Consider the following 23,307-nt stretch of genomic DNA (forward strand, 5'->3'; position numbering starts at 1 on the left):
ACCCATACCGCGGAATTCATCGAGCGCGGCCGATAGGCGCCCCGAACAACAAATCTTCCCCAAGCGCCTCACCGTGGTGGTGGCTGCCGGCGTTCGCCGGGACGACGCTGGGGAGAGAGCGAAGACCATCACGCCCCCTTCCTGATCTTGAAGCTCGCCACATACTCCTCCGGCTTGGCCGGATCGAACGTCTTGCCCATCACCGCAAAGGATTTGTAGGCGCTTGCAGGCGGCGACAGCCCCATCTCGGTCATCAGCTTCTTGGTATCGGTGGCGAGATACACCTGCTCGGCGATGGTCTTGTAGTCGACCTCCCCCTTGATCTGGCCCCAGCGCTTCATCTGCGTCAGCATCCAGACCGCGAAGGACTGCCAGGGGAACGGATCGAAATCGACCCGCTTGGCGTCGGTCTTCACTCCGCCGAGGCCGTCGGCATAGGTGCCGGTCAGGACCTGCTCCAGCACCGTCACCGGCGCATTGATGTAGTTGGCCGGCGCGATCGCTTCCGCGATCTGCTTGCGGTTCTCCGCCTTCGACGCGTAGGCGGTCGCATCGACGATGGCGCGCGTCAGCGCCGCAAAGCTGTTCGGCGCGGTGGTGATGAATTCGCGGCTGGCGGCGAAGCTGCAACAGGGATGGCCGTCCCAGATCTCCTTCGACAGGATGTGCATGAAGCCGACGCCGTCATAGATCGCGCGCTGGCAGATGTTGTCCGGCGCGAGGAAGCCGTCGATGTTGTCGGCGCGCAAGTTCGCGACCATCTCCGGCGGCGGCACCGAGCGCAGCTGCACGTCGGTATCAGGATCGATCCCGTGCTCGGCGAGATAATAGCGCAGCAGGTAATTGTGCATGGAATAGTCGAAGGGGATCGCGAACTTCATTCCCTTCCAGTCTTTCGGGTCGCGCTTGTCCTTGTGCTTCATGGCAAGCGTGACGCCCTGCCCGTTGATGTTTTCGATCGCGGGGACGGCAAAGGGAATGGCGTTCGAGCCGAGGCCGAGCGATATCGCGATCGGCATCGGCGCCAGCATGTGCGCAGCGTCGTATTCCTTGTTGATGGTCTTGTCGCGGACTACGGCCCAGCCGGCGGTCTTGACCACTTCGACGTTGAGGCCGTGCTTCGCATAGAAGCCGAGCGGCGCCGCCATGATGATCGGCGTGGCGCATGTGATCGGAATGAAGCCGACCTTGAGGTCCTTCTTCTCCGGCGTGCCGGTCGCGGCGAAGACCTCCGTCGCCGTCTTGAGCGGGAAGAATTGCGACAGCGCCGCAAGCGCGGTCGACGCACCGGCCGATTTCAGGAAGGCGCGGCGTGCCACGTCCTGCGGAAACATCGCGCGCATCACCGCGGACGCGACGACACCCTCGTAGCGCTTGTCCTCGCTTTCGATGGGCTCGCAGCGCAGGGCCGACGCGGCCTGCTCGTGCTCGAGGGCCGAGCGGTGCTGGCCGCAAACGCAGCCCGCCTGGAGATTGCGGTCGGAATCAAACGGATCGTCGAACGTGGACATGCTGTTGCGCCCCTTTGTCACATCGCGCGGCGAACGCCGTTGTCCGCCACCTCGGCTCAAGATTCCATCGTGGCCCGGCTAAGCCTTGCGCAGCCGGACCACGATAAACATGCAGGTTCTATGCCGCCTTGCCTGTTACCTGGGCAGCCACCGGCAATCCCTGCTCGATCGGCAGCGACGGGTCGCGCGACCATTCGTTCCAGGAGCCGAAGTACATCCGCACGTCCTTCACGCCGGCGTTCTTGAGCGCCAGGAACGTGTTCGAGGCGCGCGCGCCCTTGAAGCAATACAGGTACACCGGCGTGCTCGGCGTGATGCCGACGGTGGCGCATTCCGCCAGGATCTCGTCCTTGGATTTGAAGCGCGGGCCTTCGGCGGTCGGCTTCATCATGCGGTACCATTCCAGCCACACGGCGCCGGGAATGCGGCCCTTGCGCGGGCAGAAATCCTTTCCGTAAGGAGAAGAGCTGTCGCCGATCCACTCGTCGACATCGCGCACGTCGAGGATCGCGACCCCGGGCTTGCCGACCGCGGCGAGCATGGTCTTGGCATCGATCAGGATCTCGCCCGCTTCCGGCACGATCGGGAACGAGGCCTTCACCGGGGTCGGAACGTCCTTGGTCACCGGCAAGCCCGCGGCCGCCCAGGCGTCGAAGCCGCCATGCAGCACCTTCACCTTGGGATAGCCGAGCATGGTGAGCAGATAGTACCCGCGGCAGGACTGGCCGAAGCCGGAATTCATCGACTGCTCATACACCACCGCCGTTTCCTTGCCGGACAGACCGGCGGCGCCGAAAGCGTCGGCGAACTTGGTCTTCAGCTCGCTGATGCCTTCGGGCGTCGAGGTTGCAAGATAGGTGAAGATGTCGTGCACGTTCACGGCATTGGGCAGATGTCCCGCGGCATAGGCGTCGGGATTGCGGGTGTCGATCACGACGCACGGCTCTAGCTTCAAGAGATCGGCAAGTTCGCTGGCAGAGATCAGAACGTCCGTCATTGGCAGCCTCTCCGTTGAGGTTGGGTGGTCTTCTGGGTGGACTCGTGAAGCTCAGGATTCGGCGAGCATCTTGCGCAGCTGCTTGGTGGCAGGCGTGACGATCGCGACGAAATAGGCCTCGCGCAGGCGCCGCTGCGCGCGGTGGCTTTTCAGGTAGCCGCGCGCGCCACAATGCAGCATCGCCGCATGCGCCGCCGCGACGCTGGCGTCGCCGGCGCGAAGCCGCAGCGCGATCACCTTGCGCCAGTAAGCGTCCTCCTCGTTGTAGGGATCGCGCGCCAGCGCCATGGTCTCGGCCTCGAGCTCGGCAGCGAGATCGCGGAAGTGCACCGGCTGCTGCGGCAGATAGCGGTTGATGTGACCGAGCGGATTGTCGACCTCATCCATGATGCTGATGCAGTCCTTGATCAGGCCGAGTGCCATGCCCGCCTGGAGCAGGATGAAGCCGGCGCGGATCTTCTTGACGAAGGGACCTGCGGGATCGGCCAGGATCAGATCATCCGGCACGAACACGTCGCGGAACTGCACGCCGTAAGTGCCGGTCCCGTCCATCGCGAGGAACGGCTTGCAGGGCGTCAGCGTGATCGCGGGGTCCGAGCAGTCGGCCAGAAACATGACCAGTCCCGGCTCGTCCTCGCGCTCGAAAATGGTGCCGAAATAGTGGTCGGGACCGAGATTGGAGACCCAGGGGAGCACGCCGCGGACGATGTAGCCGCCCTCGACCTTGCGCCCCTTCAATTTGAGCTTCTCGATCCCGAAGAAGCTCTTCATCGGATTGGAGAGGCCGGTGCCGCCGAGCACGCGACCGGTCGAGAAGGCATCGCCGAAACGCTTGGCCAGCTTCGCATTGGTCGAATTGGCGGCGTACCAAACCAGCGTGTCCTGACACCACTTCATGAATGCCGTGCTGCCACAGACCTCGCCGACGGCCGCCATCGCCTGGATGGCGCAGCGCAGGTCGGCGGAACCTTCGTGCGGCACGTGGTTGCCGAAGGCGCCAACCGCACCGAATTTGCGCAGCACCTCTGCCGGATAGACCGATCCGTCGTCGATGCCGGCGGCGAGCGGCGCGAGCTGCTCGCGCGCGATCCGCGCCACCTCGTCTGGAATGGACGGTGCGGGCTGATCCAAAACGTCGGCCCGCGATAAAGCCAGTGAACCCATGATCGTCTCCCGCACCTTGTCCTGGTTGCTATCAGCTAGATGCCGACCTCGAGATTGACCGGGCGGGTGAAGGTGTTGGCGACCGGCGACCACTTCTTCACATGGGCGACCAGCGCGTTGATCTCGTCCGGCGAGATGCCCTCGCATTCCATGTCGACCTTGACGCGCACGTCGGTGAAGCCGACCGGCTTGTCCGAGGTGTCGCCGGTCCCCCAGACCGCGGTGATGTTGAGATCGCCTTCGAGCTCGAGCTCGAGCTTGTTCACGATCCAGCCGCGGTGCACAGCGTTGGCGTGCAGGCCGACCGCAAGGCAGGAGCCGAGCGCCGCGAGCGAGGCTTCCGACGGATTGGGCGCGGTATCGTCGCCCAGGAGTCCCGGCGGCTCGTCGACGATGTAGGGCGGCAGGTTGCGGATGTAGTTGGCGTGGCGGAACTTGCCCTCCGCGACCGTCTTGCACTTCAAGGTCTTGATGACCTTCGGATTCGCCTTGCCATTGGCGATCAGTTGCTCGAGGCCATTCTTGTCGATGGGCGCGAGGCAACCCGTCAGCACTGTCTTCTGAACGACGGCAGTCATCAATCTTCTCCCTGGCAGAAGTGGAAATCGGCAGGATACCGAACGGTCTGTTTCCTTGCATGGAGCGTGCCAAGACCCGCCAGGATCAAAATGCGAGGGGGTTGAGCCGTTTAGCGGCCCGCCTGACAGTTGATCGGCGGCGCGCTGCACAAACGCGGTGCAAGTGAACGGTCGCTTGCGAATAATTTCAGCGCCAACCACATGCGGCTTGCTGATGCGATGCAGCTGCGATTAAGTTGCAGCTATGGCAAAGACGTCATCGAAGAAGAATTCGAATTCGCCCCACGCTGTTGCAAGCGACGACGAATCCGCGCGCGGGCGCCTGCTCAGCGCCGCATCGCATCTGTTCTGCAAGAATGGAATCAACGCCACCGGCATCGACGCGATCATCGAGGAAGCCGGCACTGCGAAGACCACGCTCTACAAGCTGTTCGGCTCCAAGACCAATCTCGTCAACGCGGTGCTGGAAAGCGAAGGCAAGCAGTGGCGCGAATGGTTCATCGGCGCCATGGAGCAAGGCGGCGGCGATGCGCAGGCGAAACTGGCGCGCATCTTTCCTGCACTGAAAAGCTGGTTCGCGGAAGAACGCTTCTACGGCTGTCCCTTCATCAACGCCGTCGGCGAGCACGACAAGGATGCGAAACAATTTCGCAACATCGCGCTAAAGCACAAGAAGATCGTGCTCGGCCATATCGAGAAGCTCGCCGGCGAGTTCGGATCGACGGAGCCTGCGGTGCTGGCTCACCAGCTCGGTCTCATCATCGACGGTGCCATCGTCGCCGCGATGATCTCGCGCGATCCGGGCGTCGCCGATACCGCCGCGCTCACGGCAGGCCCTCTGCTCGGCCAGTCCAAGCCGAAGAAGAAGCGCGCCGAGCAGCTCGAGGCAGTGTAGGCCCGTAAGGCGCCAGCAAAATGCAACCGCTCCAGCGGGCACGCGAGGATTCGGATGAACGTGTCCGCCTCGAGTGGCGCCGAAAGCGGGAGCGGTCAACCACCTGCGGCGTTCGATTCAACCGAAAGCCATTCCGCTCTAGCTGCTCGTCACCCGACGGACCGGCGGCGGCTTCCAGGTCCCGTTGATGATCGATGGCGACTTCTCGTTGGGCCAGTACATGCGCAACATCAGCACGAACTTGCCCGCTGGAGCGGGAAGCCAGTTGCTCTCCTTGTCAGGACCGGGATTGTCCTTCTGAATGTAGAGATCGACCGAGCCGTCTGGATTGGCTTTCAGCTTCTCGCGGGCACTGATGGACTGGCGGTTGATCGGATTGGCCACGAAGAAGTAGTTCTCGTCATACATCGTCAGCGACCAGAAGCCGCCGACCGGAGGAAGCTGCCCCCTCGCGAACCGCATGACGTATTTGTTGCTGCCGACATACTCTTTGCCGTCGGCGTCCTTCTGGGATGTCGGATAGCATGCATCCTGAATCCGATTGGCGCCAAGCCCGATGGCCGTGACAAGGGCACGGTTGAGATAGTTGGTGCCGTAGACGCCGGCTTCGGCGTCGAAGGCCCAGCCGTTGATATTCCTGATCGCCTTGTTGACCTTGAACTGGAGCATGATGCGATCGAACGCCACCTGCGGGACCCGCTTGGCGAAGGCAGCGTCGAACTTGCCCGCGTCAAAATCCTTGCCGGGGACAAGGCCGATCTTCGCGAACCGGGCGACCTCGGCCGCATCCGCGGCAGCCGGCGGATTGCGCTTCATCAATTGCGCGAGAAGGTTGAAATAGGCAACTGCGTCCAGGCGGTTGACCTGCTCTCGGACCGCCGTCTTCATGTCGATCGACGCATCGACCTTGCCTGCCGGAGGCGTATAGGACTTGCCGTATGCGCTGAGCGGTACGAGCTTGAACTGATCCTGTAGCGCGTGCACGGCCGCATAATCCTCCTGCGTGCCGGTGCAGTAGATGCGGCCCAGAATCCACACCATGCTTGTAGGTGATCTGTATTCCTTCACGCCGGCGGGAAGCACTCCTTTCCAGCCCGGGCCCGTGATCGCGTATGTCTGCGCCCTGGTGCCAGTGGTGCGCTTGCCCGGCACCTGGAATACATTCGTCCAGCCGTCGAGCATCGGAAAAAGGAAGTAGCGGTCCTTCATGTCCGGCATGCTCAGGACCCAGGGCTCGTCTCCCACGTCGATCCAGGCGGTCGTGTAGAGGGTATCGGCATTGGGTGCCGTGACGTCCTTGAAGCTCGCATCGGGGTATTTGCGGAGCTTGACGAACTGCCCCATCGGTCCGCGGGTACCTTCCACCGCCGCAACGTTTGTCATGACCCGGCGGGTCATTTCCATCGTCACGAGCGGGTATCCGTAGATATAGGCGTCCTGGGCGAGCCAGAAATCTTCGCCGCCCTCCAAAGCCCTGACGACTGGGCCGTCAAACTCGGCGCGTGCTGCTCGGGAAATCGCAAGCGCCGACACGGCGGCGCCGAAGGCGGCAAGTGCTTGGCGACGGCTGATTGACATGTCGAACCCTCCCTGCTGCCTCGAGCGTAACCAGCGGGGTTCCATGCTCTTTGACATGCATCAATGATGCTGGATGGCCTTGGACCGGTGTCGCTTTGCCTGCCAATCGCTGCCGTGCCCTACGGAATGTCAGAGTGTCCCGCCATCATCTCCTGCAGCCGCACGAGCTCCGCCTCGAGATCCCGCTCCACATCCGCGGCGCGAATGTCGAGCACGCGATAATCCCGCGCTTCCAGCCAAGCGCGCCGCGACGCGCGGTCTGCGGCGATGGCTTCGCTCTCGCCCGGGTTCACAAGCTCGATCGCGATCCGGTGCGGGAAGGACACGAAATCAGGAATGTGGCGGCCGACCGGGGTCTGGCGCTTGAACTGGCCGGCAAAGCGGCGGTCGCGGGTCAGCGCCTGCCAGAGCAGGCGTTCGGCATCGGTCGGGTTGCGGCGAAGCAGGCGGGCGAGACCGCGCACGGTCGAGCCGCTGTCGGGCATGCCGCCGCCCTGCCCGTGCTCGGCCAGCAGCGCGCGCAGGCGGGTCGCCTGCTCGCCGTCGAGCACGCCGCCCTTGGCCGGCCCCTTGCGCCCTTCCGCGATCGCCATCACCACGCCGTGCAACGTGTGCATGTCCTGCTTGGTCGGCTCCATGCGGGTGAAGATGTTGCGCAGGTTGACCAGCATGGTGTCGCGCTTCTCGGCGGGCCGCAGGAATTCGACCTTGTCGAGTTCGCGCACGAGGTTGTCGAAGAAGGCCTGCATCTGGTGCTGCGAGGCGCGCTCGGAGCGCTCCGGCATGGCGTGCGGCAGCGCGCCCGAGGTGGCCCGCTTGAACCATTCATAGCCGACCAGCAGCACGGCCTGGGCGAGATTGAGCGAGGCAAAGCCCGGATTGACCGGGAAGGTGATGATCCGGTTGGAGAGCCCGACCTCCTCGTTGGTCAGCCCCCAGCGCTCCCTGCCGAACAGGATGCCGGCCTTGCCGCCGCCGGCGACGTGCCCCGCGATCTCGCTGGCTGCGGCTTCCGGCCCCACCACGGGCTTGGCCTGGTCGTGGGGGCGCGCGGTGGTGGCGAACAGGAGGTCGAGGTCGGCGACCGCCTGCTCCACCGTGTCGAACAGTTCGACCTTTTCCAGAATGTGGTCGGCGCCGGCCGCGGCGCGCTGGGCCGCGATGTTGGGCCAGCCGTCCCTGGGATTGACGATGCGCAAGGCGCCAAGCGCAAAATTGCCCATGGCGCGCGCGGCCATGCCGATGTTCTCGCCCAGCTGCGGCTCGACCAGGATGACGATGGGACCGTCGAGGGAAAGGCCCGCCTTGCTCTTGTCAGTCCCCGACATCTCGTTTCGCTTTCACACTGTCTCTCAAGGCCCTGGCAAGGCACTGCAAGGAATGGATTCAGGGCGGCCCTTCGCCATGCCCCGCCTGTCGTTTGCCTGTCCTGACGAAATTCTCAAGGGAAATAACGACTTGGATTCGACTTTTGAATCTCGCCGGGAACGCGAGCCCAGCCCGGCTGTGGGCGGCTGGCCGCTCCCCGCCTGCGGAAGCTGGATGAGCTAAAAGTGCATGATCCCTTGGCTTTCGCCCGCCGCGCGGCGATGCTAAGAGGCGGCGGATATTCCCGTGGCGCGCCACGAGCGCCGTTCCCAAGAGGCTTTCCCGATCATGGCAAAAATCAAGGTATCCAATCCCGTCGTCGAGCTCGATGGCGACGAGATGACCCGGATCATCTGGCAGTACATCAAGGACAAGCTGATCAACCCGTTCCTGGATGTCGAGCTGCTCTATTTCGACCTGGGCATGGAATACCGCGACCACACCAACGATCAGGTCACGATCGACGCTGCCGAGGCGATCAAGAAGGTCGGCGTCGGCGTGAAGTGCGCCACCATCACCCCGGATGAGGCCCGGGTGAAGGAGTTCAACCTCAAGCAGATGTGGAAGTCGCCGAACGGCACCATCCGCAACATCCTCGGCGGCGTGATCTTCCGCGAGCCGATCATCTGCAAGAACGTGCCGCGCCTGGTTCCCGGGTGGACCAAGCCGATCATCATCGGCCGCCATGCCTACGGCGACCAGTACCGCGCCACCGACATCAAGTTCCCGGGCAAGGGCACGCTCTCGCTGAAGTTCGTCGGCGAGGACGGCACCGTGATCGAGAAGGAAGTGTTCAAGGCTCCCGGCGCCGGCGTCGCCATGGAGATGTACAATCTCGACGATTCCATCATCGACTTCGCCCGCGCCTCGTTCAATTACGGCCTGCTCCGCAATTACCCGGTGTACCTGTCGACCAAGAACACGATCCTCAAGGTCTATGACGGCCGCTTCAAGGACATCTTCCAGGAGATCTTCGACAAGGAGTTCAAGAAGGATTTCGACGCCAAGGGGCTGACCTACGAGCACCGCCTGATCGACGACATGGTGGCCTCGGCGCTGAAATGGTCCGGCGGCTACGTCTGGGCCTGCAAGAACTACGACGGCGACGTGCAGTCCGACACCGTCGCGCAGGGCTACGGCTCGCTCGGCCTGATGACCTCGGTCCTCCTCACCCCCGACGGCAAGACCGTGGAAGCGGAAGCTGCCCATGGGACGGTGACCCGCCACTACCGCGAGCACCAGAAGGGCAAGGAGACCTCGACCAACTCGATCGCCTCGATCTTCGCCTGGACGCGCGGCCTCGCCCACCGCGCCAAGCTCGACAACAATGCCGAGCTGGCGAAATTCGCGAACACGCTCGAGAAGGTCTGCGTCGACACCGTCGAGTCCGGCTACATGACCAAGGACCTCGCGCTCCTGGTCGGCGCCGACCAGCGCTGGCTCTCGACCACCGGCTTCCTCGACAAGGTCGCCGAGAACCTGACCAAGGAACTGGCGGCTTAAGCCGTCCGCATTCGCCCGACCGGGCCAGAGATCATGACGGGCCGCGCCCATGCGCGGCCCGTTTGCTTCTGGTACCGCTCAGCGGCCGGTACCTTCATTCTCCGCCTGTGCGAGCTCGGCGAGCGCCAGATCGCCGGTATCGGCGAGCCTCGCCTTGGCGGTGGTGTGGACATGATCGGCGAGCGTCGGCATGCGCGCGATCAACGCGTGAAAATCCTGGGCGTCGAGCACGAGCAGCCGCGTCTTGCGCGTCGCCGTCACCGTGCCGCTGCGCTTCGTCTTGTGCAGCAGCGCGATCTCGCCGAAGAAGGTGCCGTCGGCAAGGCGCACCTGCTGGCTCGGCAGCGCGATCTCGACCTCGCCGGCGGTGATGAAATACATCGACAAGGCGACGTCTCCGCGCCGCACCAGGACCTCGCCCTGCTCGATGGTGCGCGCCCGCAACAGCCGCATGATGTCGGCGATCTCCGCCGCCGACAAGTGCGAGAACAGGGGCACCCGCGCCAGCATGCCCCAGGTCACCACGAAATCGCGCCGCTTCACTTCTTCGGCGAACGCGGTCGAGATGATCGCGACCGGCAGCGCGATCATGGCAAGACCCGCGATGATGGCGAAGGTCGAGACGAACTTGCCGAGCGGCGTCACCGGCACGACGTCGCCATAGCCTACGGTGCCGAGCGTGACGATCGCCCACCACATCGCCTGCGGGATGGTGCCGAGCTTGTCCGGCTGCACGTCGCGCTCGATGGCATAGAGCAGCGAGGCGAAGGTCAGCACCGCGCCGACCAGGATGACGATGCAGCCGATCAGCGCGCGCCGCTCGGCGTGCACGGCGGCCAGCAGCGAGCGCATCGCCGGCGAATAGCGGATCAGCTTGAAGAACGGCAGCACGCCGAGGGCTGCCAGCGTCGCATGCTCGCCGGTGGCGAGCACGATCGCGGCGGGCAGGAACGCCATGAGATCGATGATGCCGAGCGCCGACAAGGCATAGCCGACGCGGTCGGACAGCGCGGAGCCGTCGCGCTGCGTGTGGCCAGCGACGGTCCATAGCCGCGCGGCATATTCCAGCGCGAACACGACCACGGACAGGATGGTGATGCCTGCGAACAGCTTGCCGAACCGGTCATCGAGCTCCGGCACCGAGGCGAGGACCATCGCGGCCACGTTGAGCACGATGATGCCGATGATGATTTGGATGAAGCGCGCCCCGGCCGAATAGGCCAGGGGATCGTGCTCCAACAGTTCGTAGAGGCGATCCCGTAAGTTGGGATCGCGAAGCCCACGTCCTCGCGGAACGGGGCGCATGGCGCCTTACGCGCTCGCCATCGCTTTTTCGATGGCGCTCAAGGCCTCGGATGCCTTGGCGCCGTCGGGGCCGCCGGCCTGGGCCATGTCGGGCCGGCCGCCGCCGCCCTTGCCGCCGAGCGCTTCGGAGGCGATGCGCACGAGGTTCACGGCGTTGAAGCGCGCGGTGAGGTCCTGGGTGACGCCGACCACGACGCCGGCCTTGCCGTCCTCGGTGACGCCGACGATGGCGACGACGCCGGAGCCGATCTGCTTCTTGCCGTCGTCGGCGAGGCTCTTGAGATCCTTCATCTCGATGCCCTCGACCGCGCGCGCCATCAGCTTGACGTCGCCGACCTCGCGCACGCCCGATGCTGCGCCGTTGCCGGCGGAGGCGCCGCCGCCCATCGCCAGCTTCTTGCGGGCGTCGGAGAGCTCGCGCTCGAGCTTCTTGCGCTCCTCCATCAGCGCGGCGATCCGTGATGGAACGTCGTCGAGCGAGGTGCGCAGCTCGTTCGCCGCGGTCTTCGCCAGAGATATGGTGTCGTTGGCGTGCCTGCGCGCGTAATTCCCGGTCAGCGCCTCGATGCGGCGCACGCCGGAAGCGACCGCGCTCTCGCCCGTCAGCGTGATCAGGCCGATGTCGCCGGTGCGCTTCACGTGAGTGCCGCCGCAGAGCTCGACCGACCAGCCGAGCGCATTGGCGCCGCGCTCGCGCGCGGTCCTGCCCATCGAGACGACGCGAACCTCGTCGCCGTATTTCTCGCCGAACAGGGCGCGCGCGCCGGCCTCGCGGGCCTCGTCCACGCCCATGATGCGCGTGGTGACCTCGTCGTTTTCCAGCACCACGTCGTTGGCGATGTCCTCGACACGGGACAGCTCCTCGGCCGTGATCGGCTTGGGATGCACGAAGTCGAAGCGCAGCCGGTCCGGCGCGACCATCGAGCCGCGCTGGGCGATGTGGTCGCCGAGCACCTGGCGCAGCGCTTCGTGGATGATGTGGGTTGCGGAGTGATGCGCCCGGATCGTCGAGCGCCGTGCGTGATCCACCTCGAGCTGCAGCGCAGTGCCGAGCTTCACTTCGCCGCTCTCGACCGTGCCGATGTGAACGATGAGATCGCCCAGCTTCTTCTGCGTGTCGGTGACGCGGATCTTGATGCCGCCCTCGCCCGAGAGCACGCCGGTGTCGCCGACCTGGCCGCCGGACTCCGCATAGAAAGGTGTCTGGTTCAGCACGATTGCACCGGTCTCGCCGGCCTTGAGGCTCGCGACCTCAGCGCCGTCCTTGACCAGCGCGGAGACCACGCCTTCGGCGCTCTCGGTCTCGTAGCCCAGGAACTCTGTCGCACCCAGCTTCTCGCGCAGCGGGAACCAGATCGCCTCGGACGCAGCTTCCCCAGAACCCTTCCACGATTCGCGCGCCTTGGCCTTCTGCCGCTCCATCGCGTCGGTGAACGCCGCCTGATCGACACCGATGCCGCGCGATTTCAGCGCGTCCTGCGTCAGGTCCAGCGGAAAGCCGTAGGTGTCGTAGAGCGTGAAGGCGACGTCGCCGTCGAACATGTCGCCCTTCTTCAGGCCGGCGCTCTTCTCGTCGAGGATGGCGAGGCCGCGCGTCAGCGTCCTGCGGAAGCGGGTCTCCTCCAGCCGCAGCGTTTCCTCGATCAGCTTCTCCGCGCGCATCAGCTCGGGATAGGCCTGGCCCATCTCGCGCACCAGCGCCCAGACCAGCCGGTGCATCAAGGGCTCCTTGGCGCCCAGCAGCTGCGCATGGCGCATCGCGCGGCGCATGATCCGGCGCAGCACATAGCCGCGGCCTTCGTTCGATGGCAGCACGCCATCCGAGACAAGGAAGGCCGAGGAGCGCAGATGGTCGGCGATGACGCGGAACGAGGCCACGGTCTGCTCGTTCGGCCCGGTGCCGAGCGCGGACGACGTCGCATCAATCAGGTTGCGGAACAGGTCGGTCTCGAACACGCTCTCGACGCCCTGGAGGATGCAGGCCATGCGCTCCAGGCCCATGCCGGTGTCGATCGAGGGACGTGGCAAGCCCACGCGCTCCTCCTTCGTCACCTGCTCGTATTGCATGAACACGAGGTTCCAGAATTCGAGGAAGCGGTCGCCGTCCTCTTCCGGCGAGCCCGGAGGCCCGCCCCAGATGTGCTCGCCGCGGTCGATGAAGATCTCCGAGCACGGGCCGCACGGGCCGGTGTCGCCCATCGCCCAGAAATTGTCCGAGGTCGGAATCCGGATGATGCGGTCCTCGGAGAAGCCTGCGATCTTCTTCCACAGGCCCGCCGCCTCGTCGTCGGTGTGATAGACCGTGACCAGCAGCTTGTCCTTCTTCAGCCCGAACTCGGTCGTGATCAGCTTCCAGGCCAGCTCGATCGCGCGCTCCTTGAAATAATCGCCGAACGAGAAATTGCCGAGCATCTCGAAGAAGGTGAGGTGGCGCGCGGTGTAGCCGACATTGTCGAGGTCGTTGTGCTTGCCGCCGGCGCGCACGCACTTCTGCGAGGTGGTGGCGCGCTGATAGGGCCGCTTCTCGACGCCGGTGAAGACGTTCTTGAACTGCACCATGCCCGCATTGGTGAACATCAAGGTGGGGTCGTTGCGCGGCACGAGTGGCGAGGACGGCACGATCTCGTGGCCGTTCTCGGCGAAGAAGTTCAGAAAGGTCGACCTGATCTCGTTGACGCCGCTCATGTTCATCCAATCGGGTGTGCTTGGACCCGCTGTCCTGCCGTCCAAACCTGACGTTTCGGCTGATATCTGCGGGCCAAAGCGCTTTTAGACAAGGCCAGCTTCGCTGTCCAGAAACTGTGCAGAGAGATCAGAGGGTTGCTGCAGGCGCGCAATCCCGTTGAAAGACGCGCGTGTCGCGTTGACAGGCTTGGCCGGCTTGTGGTCTCTACCCATCTGTATCGTACGGCCACGTCGGGAGAGATCGGCTTTAGGCAGCCGGCGCCGAAGGAGCAACCGCCCCGGAAACTCTCAGGCAAAAGGACCGCGTGGCTTTGACAGCATCTGGAAAGAGGCGCCGACGGGCATAAGGCCCGGACTGCGTCCGCCGACGGGATAATACTCTCAGGCACAGCGACAGATGGGGCTTCGACCGGTGTCCTCAGGGAATCCTCCCGGGGGAACCGCCGAGGGCCCCTGTGATGCTAGCGCACGACCAAGACTCCCTGAAGCGTACCCCCCTCTACGATCTCCACGTGTCCCTGGGCGGCAAGATGGTGCCGTTCGCCGGCTATGACATGCCGGTGCAGTACCCCGCGGGCGTGCTGAAGGAGCACCTCCATACCCGCAGCAAAGCCGGCCTGTTCGACGTCTCCCACATGGGCCAGATCGCGCTCCGGCCGAAGTCGGGCAAGGTGGAGGATGCCGCCCGCGCCCTGGAGCGGCTGGTGCCGCAGGACATCGTGGCGATCCCGCCCGGACGCCAGCGCTACGCCCAGTTCACCAATGCGGATGGCGGCATTCTGGACGATCTCATGGTCGCCAATTTCGGCGATCACCTGTTCCTGGTCGTCAACGCCGCCTGCAAGGAGCCGGACGAGGCGCATCTGCGCGCGCATCTCTCCGGTGACTGCGTCATCGATTCGCTTGCCGACCGCGCGCTGATCGCGCTGCAGGGGCCAAAGGCGGAGTCAGCGCTGGCGAAATTGTGTGCAGCGGCTCCTGCCATGACGTTCATGGACGCAGGCCCGCACGAGGTCGCCGGCATCAAGTGTTTCGTCTCGCGGTCCGGCTACACCGGCGAAGACGGGTTCGAGATTTCGGTCCCCGCTGCGGACGCCGAGCGGCTCGCTCGAACGCTGCTCGACGATCCCGACGTGCTGCCCATCGGCCTCGGGGCTCGCGACAGCCTGCGGCTGGAGGCCGGGCTCTGCCTCTACGGCCACGACATCGACACCGCGACCACGCCGGTCGAAGCCGCGCTGGAATGGTCGGTGCAGAAGAGCCGCCGCTCCGGCGGCGCGCGGGCCGGCGGCTTTCCGGGTGCGGAAAGAATCCTCGCCCATTTCGATCAGGGCGCGTCCCGACGCCGCGTCGGCCTCCGTGCCGAAGGCCGCGCGCCGGTGCGCGAAGGCGCGCTGCTGTTTGCGAATGACGCCGGCGGCGAGCCGATCGGCAAGGTCACTTCGGGCGGCTTCGGCCCGAGCCTGAATGCGCCGGTCGCAATGGGCTACGTTCCCGTGGGCCTCGCCGCGCTTGGCACGAAACTGTTCGCCGAGGTGCGCGGCCAGCGCCTTCCCGTGCAGGTCGCGGCCATGCCCTTCGTGAAAAACACCTACAAACGCTGAGGATCAACAATGACCACGACGCTGTACACCTCCGACCACGAATGGCTCGCGATCGACGGCGATATCGCCACCGTCGGCATCACCGACTATGCGCAGCAGCAGCTCGGCGACGTCGTGTTCGTCGAATTGCCCAAGGTCGGCCGCGCGCTGAAGAAGGCCGAAGCCGCCGCCGTCGTGGAGTCGGTCAAGGCCGCGTCCGACGTCTACGCGCCCGTAACGGGTGAGGTGCTGGAGGCCAACGAGGCGCTCGCCGCCGAGCCGGCGCTGGTGAACTCGGACGCGCAGGGCAAGGCCTGGTTCTTCAAGATCAGGATCGCCGACAAGGGCGAGCTCGGCGGCCTCATGGACGAAGCCGCCTACAAGGCGCACACGGCGTAAGGACGATGGAGCAAGCGATGACCGCGCACCGCAAGACCAACGGCGACACCGCCGCCAGTTTCGTTCGCCGCCACATCGGCCCATCGGCGCGCGATGTCACCGCCATGCTTGAGACAGTCAGTGCCAAGAGCGTCGATGCGCTGATGGCGGAAACGCTGCCGGCCTCGATCCGGCAGGCCGCCCCGCTCGATCTCGGCAAGCCGCTCAGCGAGACCGAGGCGATCGCGCACATGACCGAGCTTGCGCGCCGGAACCAGGTCTTCACCTCGCTGATCGGCCAGGGCTATTCCGGCACCATCCTGCCCGCGGTGATCCAGCGCAACATCCTGGAGAACCCGGCCTGGTACACCGCCTACACGCCCTACCAGCCCGAGATCAGCCAGGGCCGGCTGGAAGCGCTGCTCAACTTCCAGACCATGATCTGCGACCTTACCGGGCTCGACGTCGCCAACGCCTCGCTGCTCGACGAAGCCACTGCAGCGGCCGAAGCCATGGCGCTGGCGGAGCGGCACTCGCCCGTGAAGGCGAAGGCGTTCTTCGTCGACAAGGACGTGCATCCGCAGACGCTGGCCGTGATGCGCACCCGCGCCGAGCCGCTGGGCTGGCAGTTGATCGTCGGCGATCCCCTCACTGACCTCGACAAGGCCGACGTGCTCGGCGCACTGCTGCAATATCCGGGCTCTTCCGGCGCATTGCGCGATCTCAGGCCGGCGATCGCCACGCTGAAGGCCAAGGGCGCGCTGGCGATCGTTGCCGCCGACCTGCTGGCGCTGACGCTGCTGGCTTCGCCCGGCGAGCTCGGTGCCGACATCGCGATCGGCTCGGCGCAGCGTTTTGGCGTGCCGATGGGCTATGGCGGACCGCACGCGGCCTATATGGCCGTGCGCGATGCACTGAAGCGGTCGCTGCCCGGCCGCATCGTCGGCCTCTCCGTCGATTCCCGCGGCGCGCCGGCGTACCGGCTGGCGCTGCAGACCCGCGAGCAGCACATCCGCCGCGAGAAGGCGACCTCCAACATCTGCACCGCGCAGGTGCTGCTCGCCGTGATCGCTTCGATGTATGCGGTCTATCACGGCCCGGAGGGCCTCATCCAGATCGCACGCACCGTGCACCGCCGCACCGCCGTGCTCGCGAGCGGCCTGCGCAAGCTCGGCTTTGCGCCGCAGTCCGACAACTTCTTCGACACGCTCAGCGTCGACGCCGGCGCCAAGCGCGCCGAGATCGTCGCGCGCGCGGCGAGCGAAAGGATCAATCTCGGCGTCAGTGACAGCGCCCTGCGGATCGCGCTCGACGAGACCACCACGCCGGCGACGGTGGAAGCGGTCTGGCGCGCCTTCGGCGGCACCCTCGCCTATGCCGAGATCGACGCCGAGACGCGCGAGGCGCTGCCGGACGATTTGAAGCGCACCACCGCTTTCCTCACCCATCCCGTGTTCCACGCGCATCGCTCGGAGACCGAGATGCTGCGCTACATGCGCAAGCTCAGCGACCGCGACCTCGCGCTCGACCGCGCCATGATCCCGCTGGGATCCTGCACGATGAAGCTGAACGCGACCACCGAGATGATGCCGCTGACCTGGCCCGAATTCGCCTCGCTGCACCCGTTCGTGCCGCGCGAACAGGCCGCCGGCTATCACGCGCTGTTCGCCCGGCTGGAGAAATGGCTGTGCGACATCACCGGCTACGACGCGATCTCGCTGCAGCCGAACTCGGGCGCGCAAGGCGAATATGCCGGGCTTTTGGCGATCCGTGGCTACCATGCCGCGCGCGGACAGGGCCACCGCAGGATCTGCCTGATCCCCTCCTCCGCCCACGGCACGAATCCGGCCTCCGCCGCGATGGTCGGCATGGACGTGGTGGTGGTGTCTTGCGAGAAGAACGGCGACGTCGATGTCAATGATCTCCGCGCCAAGGCGGAGAAGCATTCCAACGATCTCGCGGCGGTCATGATCACCTATCCCTCGACCCATGGCGTGTTCGAGGAGCATATCCGCGAGATCTGCGACATCGTGCACGCCCATGGCGGCCAGGTCTATCTGGACGGTGCCAACCTCAACGCACAGGTCGGCCTGAGCAGGCCCGGCGATTACGGCGCCGACGTCAGCCATCTCAACCTGCACAAGACGTTCTGCATTCCGCATGGCGGCGGCGGCCCCGGCATGGGCCCGATCGGCGTCAAGGCGCACCTGGCGCCGTTCCTGCCGGGTCATCCGGTGACGAATGCTGAAGCGCCAGTCGGGCCGGTCTCGGCCGCGCCGTTCGGCTCGGCCTCGATCCTGACCATCTCCTACATCTACATCCTGATGATGGGCGGCGAAGGCTTGAAGCGCGCCACCGAGATCGCGATCCTCAACGCCAATTACATCGCGGCCCGCCTCGATCCGCACTTCCCGGTGCTCTACAAGAACGCCAAGGGCCGTGTCGCGCACGAGTGCATCGTCGATCCGCGTCCGCTGAAGACGACATCAGGCGTTACCGTCGACGACATCGCAAAGCGCCTGATCGACTACGGCTTCCACGCGCCGACCATGAGCTTCCCGGTGCCGGGCACGCTGATGATCGAGCCGACCGAGTCGGAATCCAAGGCGGAGCTGGACCGCTTCTGCGACGCCATGATCGCGATCCGGAAGGAGATCGCCGAGGTCGAGGCCGGCCGCTTCAAGATCGAAGCCTCGCCGCTGCGCCACGCTCCCCACACCGTGCACGACATCGCGGATGATGATTGGAATCGCGCCTACACCCGCAGCGAAGGCTGCTTCCCAGCGGGCACGTCACGGACCGACAAGTACTGGAGCCCCGTGGGCCGCGTCGACAACGTCTACGGCGATCGTAACCTCGTGTGCTCCTGCCCTCCGGTCAGCGATTACGCAGAAGCCGCGGAGTAGGATTGTAGGGTGGGTTAGCCGCGCGGCTGCGCAACGCGCAGTCGACGAGGCGTAACCCGCCACGTCTGCTTTCGCCGAGATGAACAGTGGTGGATGACGCTGCGGCTAATCCACCCTACGGATCCGCCCTAGGGCGCCACCAACAGCCGGCTTTTGCGATCCCATCGCCAGAGCTTTTCGTTGGTGAGCTCCGTCCCGCCCCACCACCGATAGATTCGGTTGTGCCGCCACATGTCGTCTTCTCGGGCGAGCAGTGATCGCCCGAGTTCAGTCAGCGTGAGTTTCCATTCGCTCCTGCCGAAATAGCGATCCTCATTGTCGAACGCCGGATCGCCTAACAAGAGCGGCGGCGCCGAATACGCCCCTAGTTCGAGCAAAGCGTCATAGGCGTCGTTTTCGTCGAATACATCGCGAAGCCATCGCGCATCTTCGACAAGCCTTGGATCGGTTTGCCCGCCGTTCACAGAATCCAGCAGATCCATTTCAGTGGCACCGAGTCCCGTCACGCTGTCCGGAAGCTCTTCCAGCACCGCGATGAGCGCCGATCGAAGTCTCGGCAAGATCATCAGGTCCGTCATCAGCAGATCGAAGCAGGTTTGTGGCGTGTCAGCCCGATAGGCTCGCCAGGCGCGGCTTGCCGTCGCCAAGTGGTTCTCGGTCACCTTGAAGGCCGGCAGCCTCCATTTTGCGACAGACTCCGGATCATAGTTCGAAATGGTGTCGTCCGCATGCACAAGGCTCAGCTTGGTCGTGATCTCCTTATATGGACGAAGCAAGTCCAGCAGCCAGACGAGCACCAGCTGATCATTGGGCTGGGGATCAACCCATATGTCAATCGAGTCGAACTTCGCGCACAGCTCGAAGAAACCGATATCGCGCGTGCTGAAACCGTCGAGCGCACCGCTACAAACGTCATCGAGCCAGTGATCGCCGGAATTGCGGTGCTTTTCCGATCGGCGCTCCAGCCCCATCAGAAGCTGCTCGTCCGAAGGCAATTTCCTCCAGACAAAACGCGGACAGAACCCAAGCGCGACGTTCGCCAGGCCGGACTGGCGAAGCACGTCTTCCGCACGATCGTTGGTCGCTAGGATCAGATGTGACAAGATCGCTCCTTAAAATTGATGAGCCATACGGGTGAGCACGCGTTAGCCAGGCGCAATCAACAGCCGGCCTTTGCGATCCCACCGCCAGAGCCGATCGCTGACGAGAAGCGTCCCGCCCCACCAGCGGCGGATGGGATTATGATGGCGGAAATCCTCGCCTGCCAGCACCGCCCTCCCCAGATCCATGAGCGACAAGCGGGATTGCTTGTATCGCACGAGAAGAAGAGCATCCTCATGCATGTCGAGCGTGAATTGCCCCTCCTCCAGCCCGGAGACGGCCGGCACCGGGCAGCGCGCTAGTCCATCGAGCAGCGCGCCAACTTCCCAGTAATCGAAGACGCGACGCTCGTTAGGCTTCTGATGTCCCGGGAACACGTCAAAGGGCTGCACCCCACCCGGAGCAATCAATTCCAGTATCCGCGTTTCTGTGGCCCCAAGGCCGCTGCTCACGTTTGGAAGCTCTTCGAGCAGCGCGACGACGCAACGCTCCAGCTGCGGAAGCAAGCGCAAATCCGTTTCGAGTAGGCCGAACCAAGCCTGCGGCGTCGGCGCACGATAAGCTCGCCACGCGCGGCCGGCCAGTTCAACGTGATCTTGCGTGAGCTTGACCATCGGCGGGTTCAGCTTCGCAAGGCCTGCGGGACTGAGGCCGCTCACGGCGATGTCCAGCGAACGCATCACGAGTTTGGACATCGCCGCTCTATCGCTGCCGCAACGGTCGAGCAGCCAGAGCAAGATCAATTGCGCATCTGGCTTCTGGCTCCATCCACCGTTCGACCGAGTCATATTCTGACAACAGCTCGATCAGTCCGCGCCCCCTAAGGCCCGAACTTTCGAGGCGCCAGGAGGGCGTATCGTCCAGCCAATGAAGACCCGATGGGTGCATCGTATGCGGCGCAAGGAATGCATTGAGCTCCGCAGTGGATGGCAGCGATCCCCAGACAAGCAGGCGCTCGATCGCAATCACGAGGTCGGCAAGGCCCGCCACCTGTAACGCGCCGGCGGCGGACGAATCTGTCGTCACAATAAGCCGGTCACGTCGGCCTCCTCAGCGCTTCGTCAGGACAGGACCGTAGCGCCACAGCCGATCGTTGGTCAGATGCGTGCCGCCCCACCAGCGGTCGATCGGATTATGACGGCTGAAGTCTTCCTGATGGGCCAGGACAGCCTTACCGAATTCGGTCAGCGACGACCGGCTGCGGAGGTAAACCTTGTGCCGGGCTCCGAGATTGCCAAGGTCGATGGCGCGTAATTCTTCGCCCAGCCCGGCCACAGCTGGCTTGGGGCCGAGGGCGAGGCCTTCGAGCAAATATCCCGGCTCGACCTCACCCCAGACGTAAGTGCCCCGTAGCGAGCGTAGGTGAAACAACGGATTCGTGTTTGCAAACCAGTCGAGCATCTCCAGAAATCGCATCTCGGTTGCGCCTAGCCCTGTCAAGGGAGACGGGAGCTCTGCCAGAAGCTGAAGCAACGCTGGCCGCAGCACCAGCAAGGCACCCAGATCGCGGTGAAGCAGATCGATACAGGCCTCGGGCGTCGGCGCCCGGTAGGACAACCACGCCAACCGGGCGATCTCGAACTCCTTCGCACCGAAGTTCCCGATGGGAATATGGCGTTCGCCCTCAGCGAAATCATAATCGGGACCGAATATGAGGTCGGAGTCCAGCAATCGCACCCCGAACTTCTGTGCCAGCACAGGAAAACTGCCGAGGTGATCGAGCAACCAGACCAATTGCAGCTGGTCGCGGGGATTCGCTCCGAACCAGAATTCGATCTCGTCGTACGGCTCGCAAAACTCGCCAGCGATAATTTGCGACCCTTGGCGCCCCGTGGCCAGCGGACCCAATCCGACCAATGATCAGCCGGGCCAAGGTCTGCGGTGTAGGCGCCAAATAAGCCGAGAGCTTTTCCGCCGGCGGGAGCGGTCCCCACTCAAATGGAACGGGATGACGATCTCGGCCAACCCCGATCGAGCGAGATCACTCCCGCCACCGCAGCCGGTCAAGATCAGCCGCTTCATCGCACCACCTGATCAACGCAACGCAGAAACGAAACGGGCACCGAAGACGTCGGCAACTCAACGTCCTCAGTGCCCGCTCCTCGCGAAAAACTCTTCGCTGGTCGAGGCCTACTCTTCCGCCGGCTCCTCGCCATCGGCGTCACGCTCGGGCGTGCCGGCCAGGATCTGCTCGGCGATCAGGCCGGAGTTCTGGCGGATCGCGGTCTCGATCTTGGCGGTGATGTCGGGATTGCCCTTCAAGAACGCCTTGGCGTTCTCGCGGCCCTGACCGAGGCGCTGGCTGTCATAGGAGAACCAGGCGCCGGACTTCTCGACGATGCCGGCCTTGACGCCGAGATCGAGGATCTCCCCCATCTTGGAGACGCCCTCGCCGTACATGATGTCGAACTCGATCTGCTTGAAGGGCGGCGCCAGCTTGTTCTTCACCACCTTGACGCGCGTGGTGTTGCCGACCACCTCGTCACGCTCCTTGATCGCGCCGATGCGGCGGATGTCGAGGCGGACTGAGGCGTAGAATTTCAGCGCATTGCCGCCGGTGGTCGTTTCAGGCGAGCCGTACATCACGCCGATCTTCATGCGGATCTGGTTGATGAAGATCACCATCGTGTTGGACTTGTTGATGGAGGCCGTGAGCTTGCGCAGCGCCTGGCTCATCAAGCGGGCCTGCAGGCCCGGCAGCGCATCGCCCATCTCGCCCTCGAGCTCGGCCTTCGGCACCAGCGCCGCGACCGAATCGACCACGAGAACGTCGACGGCACCGGAGCGCACCAAGGTGTCGCAGATCTCCAGCGCCTGCTCGCCGGTGTCGGGCTGCGAGATCAGCAGCTCGTCGATGTTGACGCCCAGCTTGCGGGCATAGACCGGGTCGAGCGCGTGCTCGGCGTCGATGAAGGCGCAAATGCCGCCCTTCTTCTGCGCCTCCGCCACCGTATGCAGCGCCAGCGTCGTCTTGCCCGACGATTCCGGCCCGTAGATCTCGACGACACGCCCCTTGGGCAGGCCGCCGATGCCGAGCGCGATATCAAGCCCGAGGGAGCCGGAGGACACCGCCTCGATGTCCATGGACCGGTCGTTCTTGCCCAGCTTCATCACCGAGCCCTTGCCGAACTGCCGCTCGATCTGAGAGAGCGCGGCGGCCAGAGCTTTACTCTTGTCCATGGAAGATCCTTCGACGATACGCAGGGCAGTTGCGGACATTGGGTCGTGCTCCTTATGGCGAGGATTCGCGTGAGGGACAAACGATTGCGAGGCAGCTCGGCGATAAAGGCAATGTACCCTATCTGTTCTATGTTCGCAATATGTTCTTTTGCGGATTTGGGCGGTCGGCCTCGCTCCACGTTTGATGCGCCTCAACGGCGCGCGGACGAGATGCCGTCAGAATTCCGATCCGACGGCACCGAACCTTTTCGCGGTCTCCGGCCTTCTCTGGTCATGGACCGCAACTCTGGGGACCATGACCATGACGGAAACCACGCACGGCGCTGCCATGTGGCGCCATCAGCTGCTCGAGGCGGCGCACGAGGAGATGGCGAAGTTCGAGCGACAGGAGAACGAGTTCCGCAGGAAGGATCGCCAGGAGCGTGCCGCCGAGCTCCACCTTCCCCTGAACGAGGTCAGGATTCACTGAGAAGCAAGGACCCGGCTTCGGAACTGGCCATCGCCGGGCTTGAGGGGCGCAACGAAGGCTTGAGGTATCTGAACACCATGTTCAAGCCATTGGCGGACCAAGCAAA

At 64.5% G+C, this 23,307-nt stretch carries 18 protein-coding genes and 1 riboswitch; of the genes, 6 read left to right on the forward strand and 12 right to left on the reverse strand.

Annotated features, from left to right (window positions below; all coding sequences use genetic code 11):
* Positions 1 to 128: 128 nt before the first annotated feature.
* From ASG57_RS34490 to ASG57_RS34505, 4 genes are all read right to left on the reverse strand, one after another.
* On the reverse strand, positions 129 to 1,511 hold the full coding sequence (locus tag ASG57_RS34490) for a CmpA/NrtA family ABC transporter substrate-binding protein (protein ID WP_057199066.1): 1,383 nt from the start codon (positions 1,509 to 1,511) through the stop codon (positions 129 to 131).
* A gap of 118 nt (positions 1,512 to 1,629) precedes the next feature.
* Positions 1,630 to 2,508: a sulfurtransferase gene (locus ASG57_RS34495; protein ID WP_024340893.1), complete on the reverse strand. Its 879-nt coding sequence runs from the start codon at positions 2,506 to 2,508 to the stop codon at positions 1,630 to 1,632.
* Between the two features lie 51 nt (positions 2,509 to 2,559).
* Positions 2,560 to 3,672 carry an acyl-CoA dehydrogenase family protein gene (locus ASG57_RS34500; protein ID WP_057199067.1) on the reverse strand — a complete coding sequence of 371 codons (1,113 nt, stop codon included), beginning with the start codon at positions 3,670 to 3,672 and terminating at the stop codon, positions 2,560 to 2,562.
* Positions 3,673 to 3,707: 35 nt separating this feature from the next.
* A complete protein-coding gene (locus tag ASG57_RS34505) occupies positions 3,708 to 4,250 on the reverse strand; it encodes an OsmC family protein (protein ID WP_027576569.1) in 543 nt (180 codons plus the stop codon).
* Positions 4,251 to 4,494: 244 nt separating this feature from the next.
* On the opposite strand from ASG57_RS34505, the gene ASG57_RS34510 reads away from it, so the two are divergent.
* A complete protein-coding gene (locus tag ASG57_RS34510; RefSeq protein WP_024340896.1) occupies positions 4,495 to 5,145 on the forward strand; it encodes a TetR/AcrR family transcriptional regulator in 651 nt (216 codons plus the stop codon).
* A 138-nt stretch (positions 5,146 to 5,283) separates the two neighbouring features.
* Here ASG57_RS34510 and ASG57_RS34515 read toward each other — a convergent pair whose 3' ends face one another.
* Positions 5,284 to 6,723 carry a DUF1254 domain-containing protein gene (locus tag ASG57_RS34515; protein WP_057199068.1) on the reverse strand — a complete coding sequence of 480 codons (1,440 nt, stop codon included), beginning with the start codon at positions 6,721 to 6,723 and terminating at the stop codon, positions 5,284 to 5,286.
* A 119-nt stretch (positions 6,724 to 6,842) separates the two neighbouring features.
* Positions 6,843 to 8,051, reverse strand: coding sequence for a TrmJ/YjtD family RNA methyltransferase (locus ASG57_RS34520; protein ID WP_024340898.1), 1,209 nt, complete (start codon positions 8,049 to 8,051; stop codon positions 6,843 to 6,845).
* A 328-nt stretch (positions 8,052 to 8,379) separates the two neighbouring features.
* Between ASG57_RS34520 and ASG57_RS34525 the strand changes: the two genes are divergently transcribed.
* A complete protein-coding gene (locus ASG57_RS34525; RefSeq protein WP_024340899.1) occupies positions 8,380 to 9,594 on the forward strand; it encodes an NADP-dependent isocitrate dehydrogenase in 1,215 nt (404 codons plus the stop codon).
* A gap of 78 nt (positions 9,595 to 9,672) precedes the next feature.
* Here ASG57_RS34525 and ASG57_RS34530 read toward each other — a convergent pair whose 3' ends face one another.
* Together ASG57_RS34530 and alaS are read right to left on the reverse strand one after the other, a co-directional pair.
* On the reverse strand, positions 9,673 to 10,899 hold the full coding sequence (locus tag ASG57_RS34530; RefSeq protein WP_057199069.1) for a cyclic nucleotide-gated ion channel: 1,227 nt from the start codon (positions 10,897 to 10,899) through the stop codon (positions 9,673 to 9,675).
* A gap of 6 nt (positions 10,900 to 10,905) precedes the next feature.
* Complete coding sequence (alaS, locus tag ASG57_RS34535) at positions 10,906 to 13,584, reverse strand: alanine--tRNA ligase (RefSeq protein WP_057199099.1); 2,679 nt, start codon at positions 13,582 to 13,584, stop codon at positions 10,906 to 10,908.
* 222 nt (positions 13,585 to 13,806) lie between these two features.
* Positions 13,807 to 13,897: riboswitch (glycine riboswitch) on the forward strand.
* A gap of 145 nt (positions 13,898 to 14,042) precedes the next feature.
* Between alaS and gcvT the strand changes: the two genes are divergently transcribed.
* From gcvT to gcvP, 3 genes are read left to right on the forward strand one after another with little or no spacing between them, the layout of a single operon-like run.
* Positions 14,043 to 15,188 (forward strand): glycine cleavage system aminomethyltransferase GcvT, encoded by a 1,146-nt coding sequence (gene gcvT, locus ASG57_RS34540; protein WP_057199070.1) that lies wholly within the window; start codon positions 14,043 to 14,045, stop codon positions 15,186 to 15,188.
* Between the two features lie 9 nt (positions 15,189 to 15,197).
* The gene (gene gcvH / locus ASG57_RS34545; RefSeq protein ID WP_024340903.1) at positions 15,198 to 15,566 is read left to right on the forward strand and encodes a glycine cleavage system protein GcvH; all 369 of its coding nucleotides are present in this window, start codon (positions 15,198 to 15,200) and stop codon (positions 15,564 to 15,566) included.
* Positions 15,567 to 15,583: 17 nt separating this feature from the next.
* Positions 15,584 to 18,451 (forward strand): aminomethyl-transferring glycine dehydrogenase, encoded by a 2,868-nt coding sequence (gene gcvP, locus ASG57_RS34550; RefSeq protein WP_057199100.1) that lies wholly within the window; start codon positions 15,584 to 15,586, stop codon positions 18,449 to 18,451.
* Between the two features lie 128 nt (positions 18,452 to 18,579).
* Here gcvP and ASG57_RS34555 read toward each other — a convergent pair whose 3' ends face one another.
* The 4 genes from ASG57_RS34555 to recA form a co-directional block, all read right to left on the reverse strand.
* Positions 18,580 to 19,554 carry a hypothetical protein gene (locus ASG57_RS34555; RefSeq protein WP_230646552.1) on the reverse strand — a complete coding sequence of 325 codons (975 nt, stop codon included), beginning with the start codon at positions 19,552 to 19,554 and terminating at the stop codon, positions 18,580 to 18,582.
* Between the two features lie 42 nt (positions 19,555 to 19,596).
* Complete coding sequence (locus ASG57_RS34560) at positions 19,597 to 20,247, reverse strand: hypothetical protein (protein ID WP_230646551.1); 651 nt, start codon at positions 20,245 to 20,247, stop codon at positions 19,597 to 19,599.
* A gap of 355 nt (positions 20,248 to 20,602) precedes the next feature.
* Positions 20,603 to 21,409, reverse strand: a complete 807-nt coding sequence (locus ASG57_RS34565; protein ID WP_230646550.1) for a hypothetical protein — start codon at positions 21,407 to 21,409, stop codon at positions 20,603 to 20,605.
* Between the two features lie 273 nt (positions 21,410 to 21,682).
* On the reverse strand, positions 21,683 to 22,771 hold the full coding sequence (gene recA / locus ASG57_RS34570) for a recombinase RecA (protein ID WP_024340905.1): 1,089 nt from the start codon (positions 22,769 to 22,771) through the stop codon (positions 21,683 to 21,685).
* A 262-nt stretch (positions 22,772 to 23,033) separates the two neighbouring features.
* Here recA and ASG57_RS38900 point away from each other — a divergent pair, with 262 nt between their 5' ends.
* Complete coding sequence (locus tag ASG57_RS38900; protein ID WP_035698441.1) at positions 23,034 to 23,201, forward strand: hypothetical protein; 168 nt, start codon at positions 23,034 to 23,036, stop codon at positions 23,199 to 23,201.
* Positions 23,202 to 23,307: the final 106 nt, after the last annotated feature.

This window comes from Bradyrhizobium sp. Leaf396 (assembly GCF_001424605.1).
GTDB classification, from domain to species: domain Bacteria; phylum Pseudomonadota; class Alphaproteobacteria; order Rhizobiales; family Xanthobacteraceae; genus Bradyrhizobium; species Bradyrhizobium japonicum_C.

Excerpts from the sequence above, each read along its gene's own strand:
- ASG57_RS34490 (WP_057199066.1), bottom strand. The coding sequence starts at position 1,511 with ATGTCCACGTTCGACGATCCGTTTGATTCCGACCGCAATCTCCAGGCG.
- ASG57_RS34495 (WP_024340893.1), bottom strand. The coding sequence starts at position 2,508 with ATGACGGACGTTCTGATCTCTGCCAGCGAACTTGCCGATCTCTTGAAG.
- ASG57_RS34500 (WP_057199067.1), bottom strand. The coding sequence starts at position 3,672 with ATGGGTTCACTGGCTTTATCGCGGGCCGACGTTTTGGATCAGCCCGCA.
- ASG57_RS34505 (WP_027576569.1), bottom strand. The coding sequence starts at position 4,250 with ATGACTGCCGTCGTTCAGAAGACAGTGCTGACGGGTTGCCTCGCGCCC.
- ASG57_RS34510 (WP_024340896.1), top strand. The coding sequence starts at position 4,495 with ATGGCAAAGACGTCATCGAAGAAGAATTCGAATTCGCCCCACGCTGTT.
- ASG57_RS34515 (WP_057199068.1), bottom strand. The coding sequence starts at position 6,723 with ATGTCAATCAGCCGTCGCCAAGCACTTGCCGCCTTCGGCGCCGCCGTG.
- ASG57_RS34520 (WP_024340898.1), bottom strand. The coding sequence starts at position 8,051 with ATGTCGGGGACTGACAAGAGCAAGGCGGGCCTTTCCCTCGACGGTCCC.
- ASG57_RS34525 (WP_024340899.1), top strand. The coding sequence starts at position 8,380 with ATGGCAAAAATCAAGGTATCCAATCCCGTCGTCGAGCTCGATGGCGAC.
- ASG57_RS34530 (WP_057199069.1), bottom strand. The coding sequence starts at position 10,899 with ATGCGCCCCGTTCCGCGAGGACGTGGGCTTCGCGATCCCAACTTACGG.
- alaS (WP_057199099.1), bottom strand. The coding sequence starts at position 13,584 with ATGAGCGGCGTCAACGAGATCAGGTCGACCTTTCTGAACTTCTTCGCC.
- gcvT (WP_057199070.1), top strand. The coding sequence starts at position 14,043 with ATGCTAGCGCACGACCAAGACTCCCTGAAGCGTACCCCCCTCTACGAT.
- gcvH (WP_024340903.1), top strand. The coding sequence starts at position 15,198 with ATGACCACGACGCTGTACACCTCCGACCACGAATGGCTCGCGATCGAC.
- gcvP (WP_057199100.1), top strand. The coding sequence starts at position 15,584 with ATGACCGCGCACCGCAAGACCAACGGCGACACCGCCGCCAGTTTCGTT.
- ASG57_RS34560 (WP_230646551.1), bottom strand. The coding sequence starts at position 20,247 with ATGTCCAAACTCGTGATGCGTTCGCTGGACATCGCCGTGAGCGGCCTC.
- recA (WP_024340905.1), bottom strand. The coding sequence starts at position 22,771 with ATGTCCGCAACTGCCCTGCGTATCGTCGAAGGATCTTCCATGGACAAG.
- ASG57_RS38900 (WP_035698441.1), top strand. The coding sequence starts at position 23,034 with ATGACGGAAACCACGCACGGCGCTGCCATGTGGCGCCATCAGCTGCTC.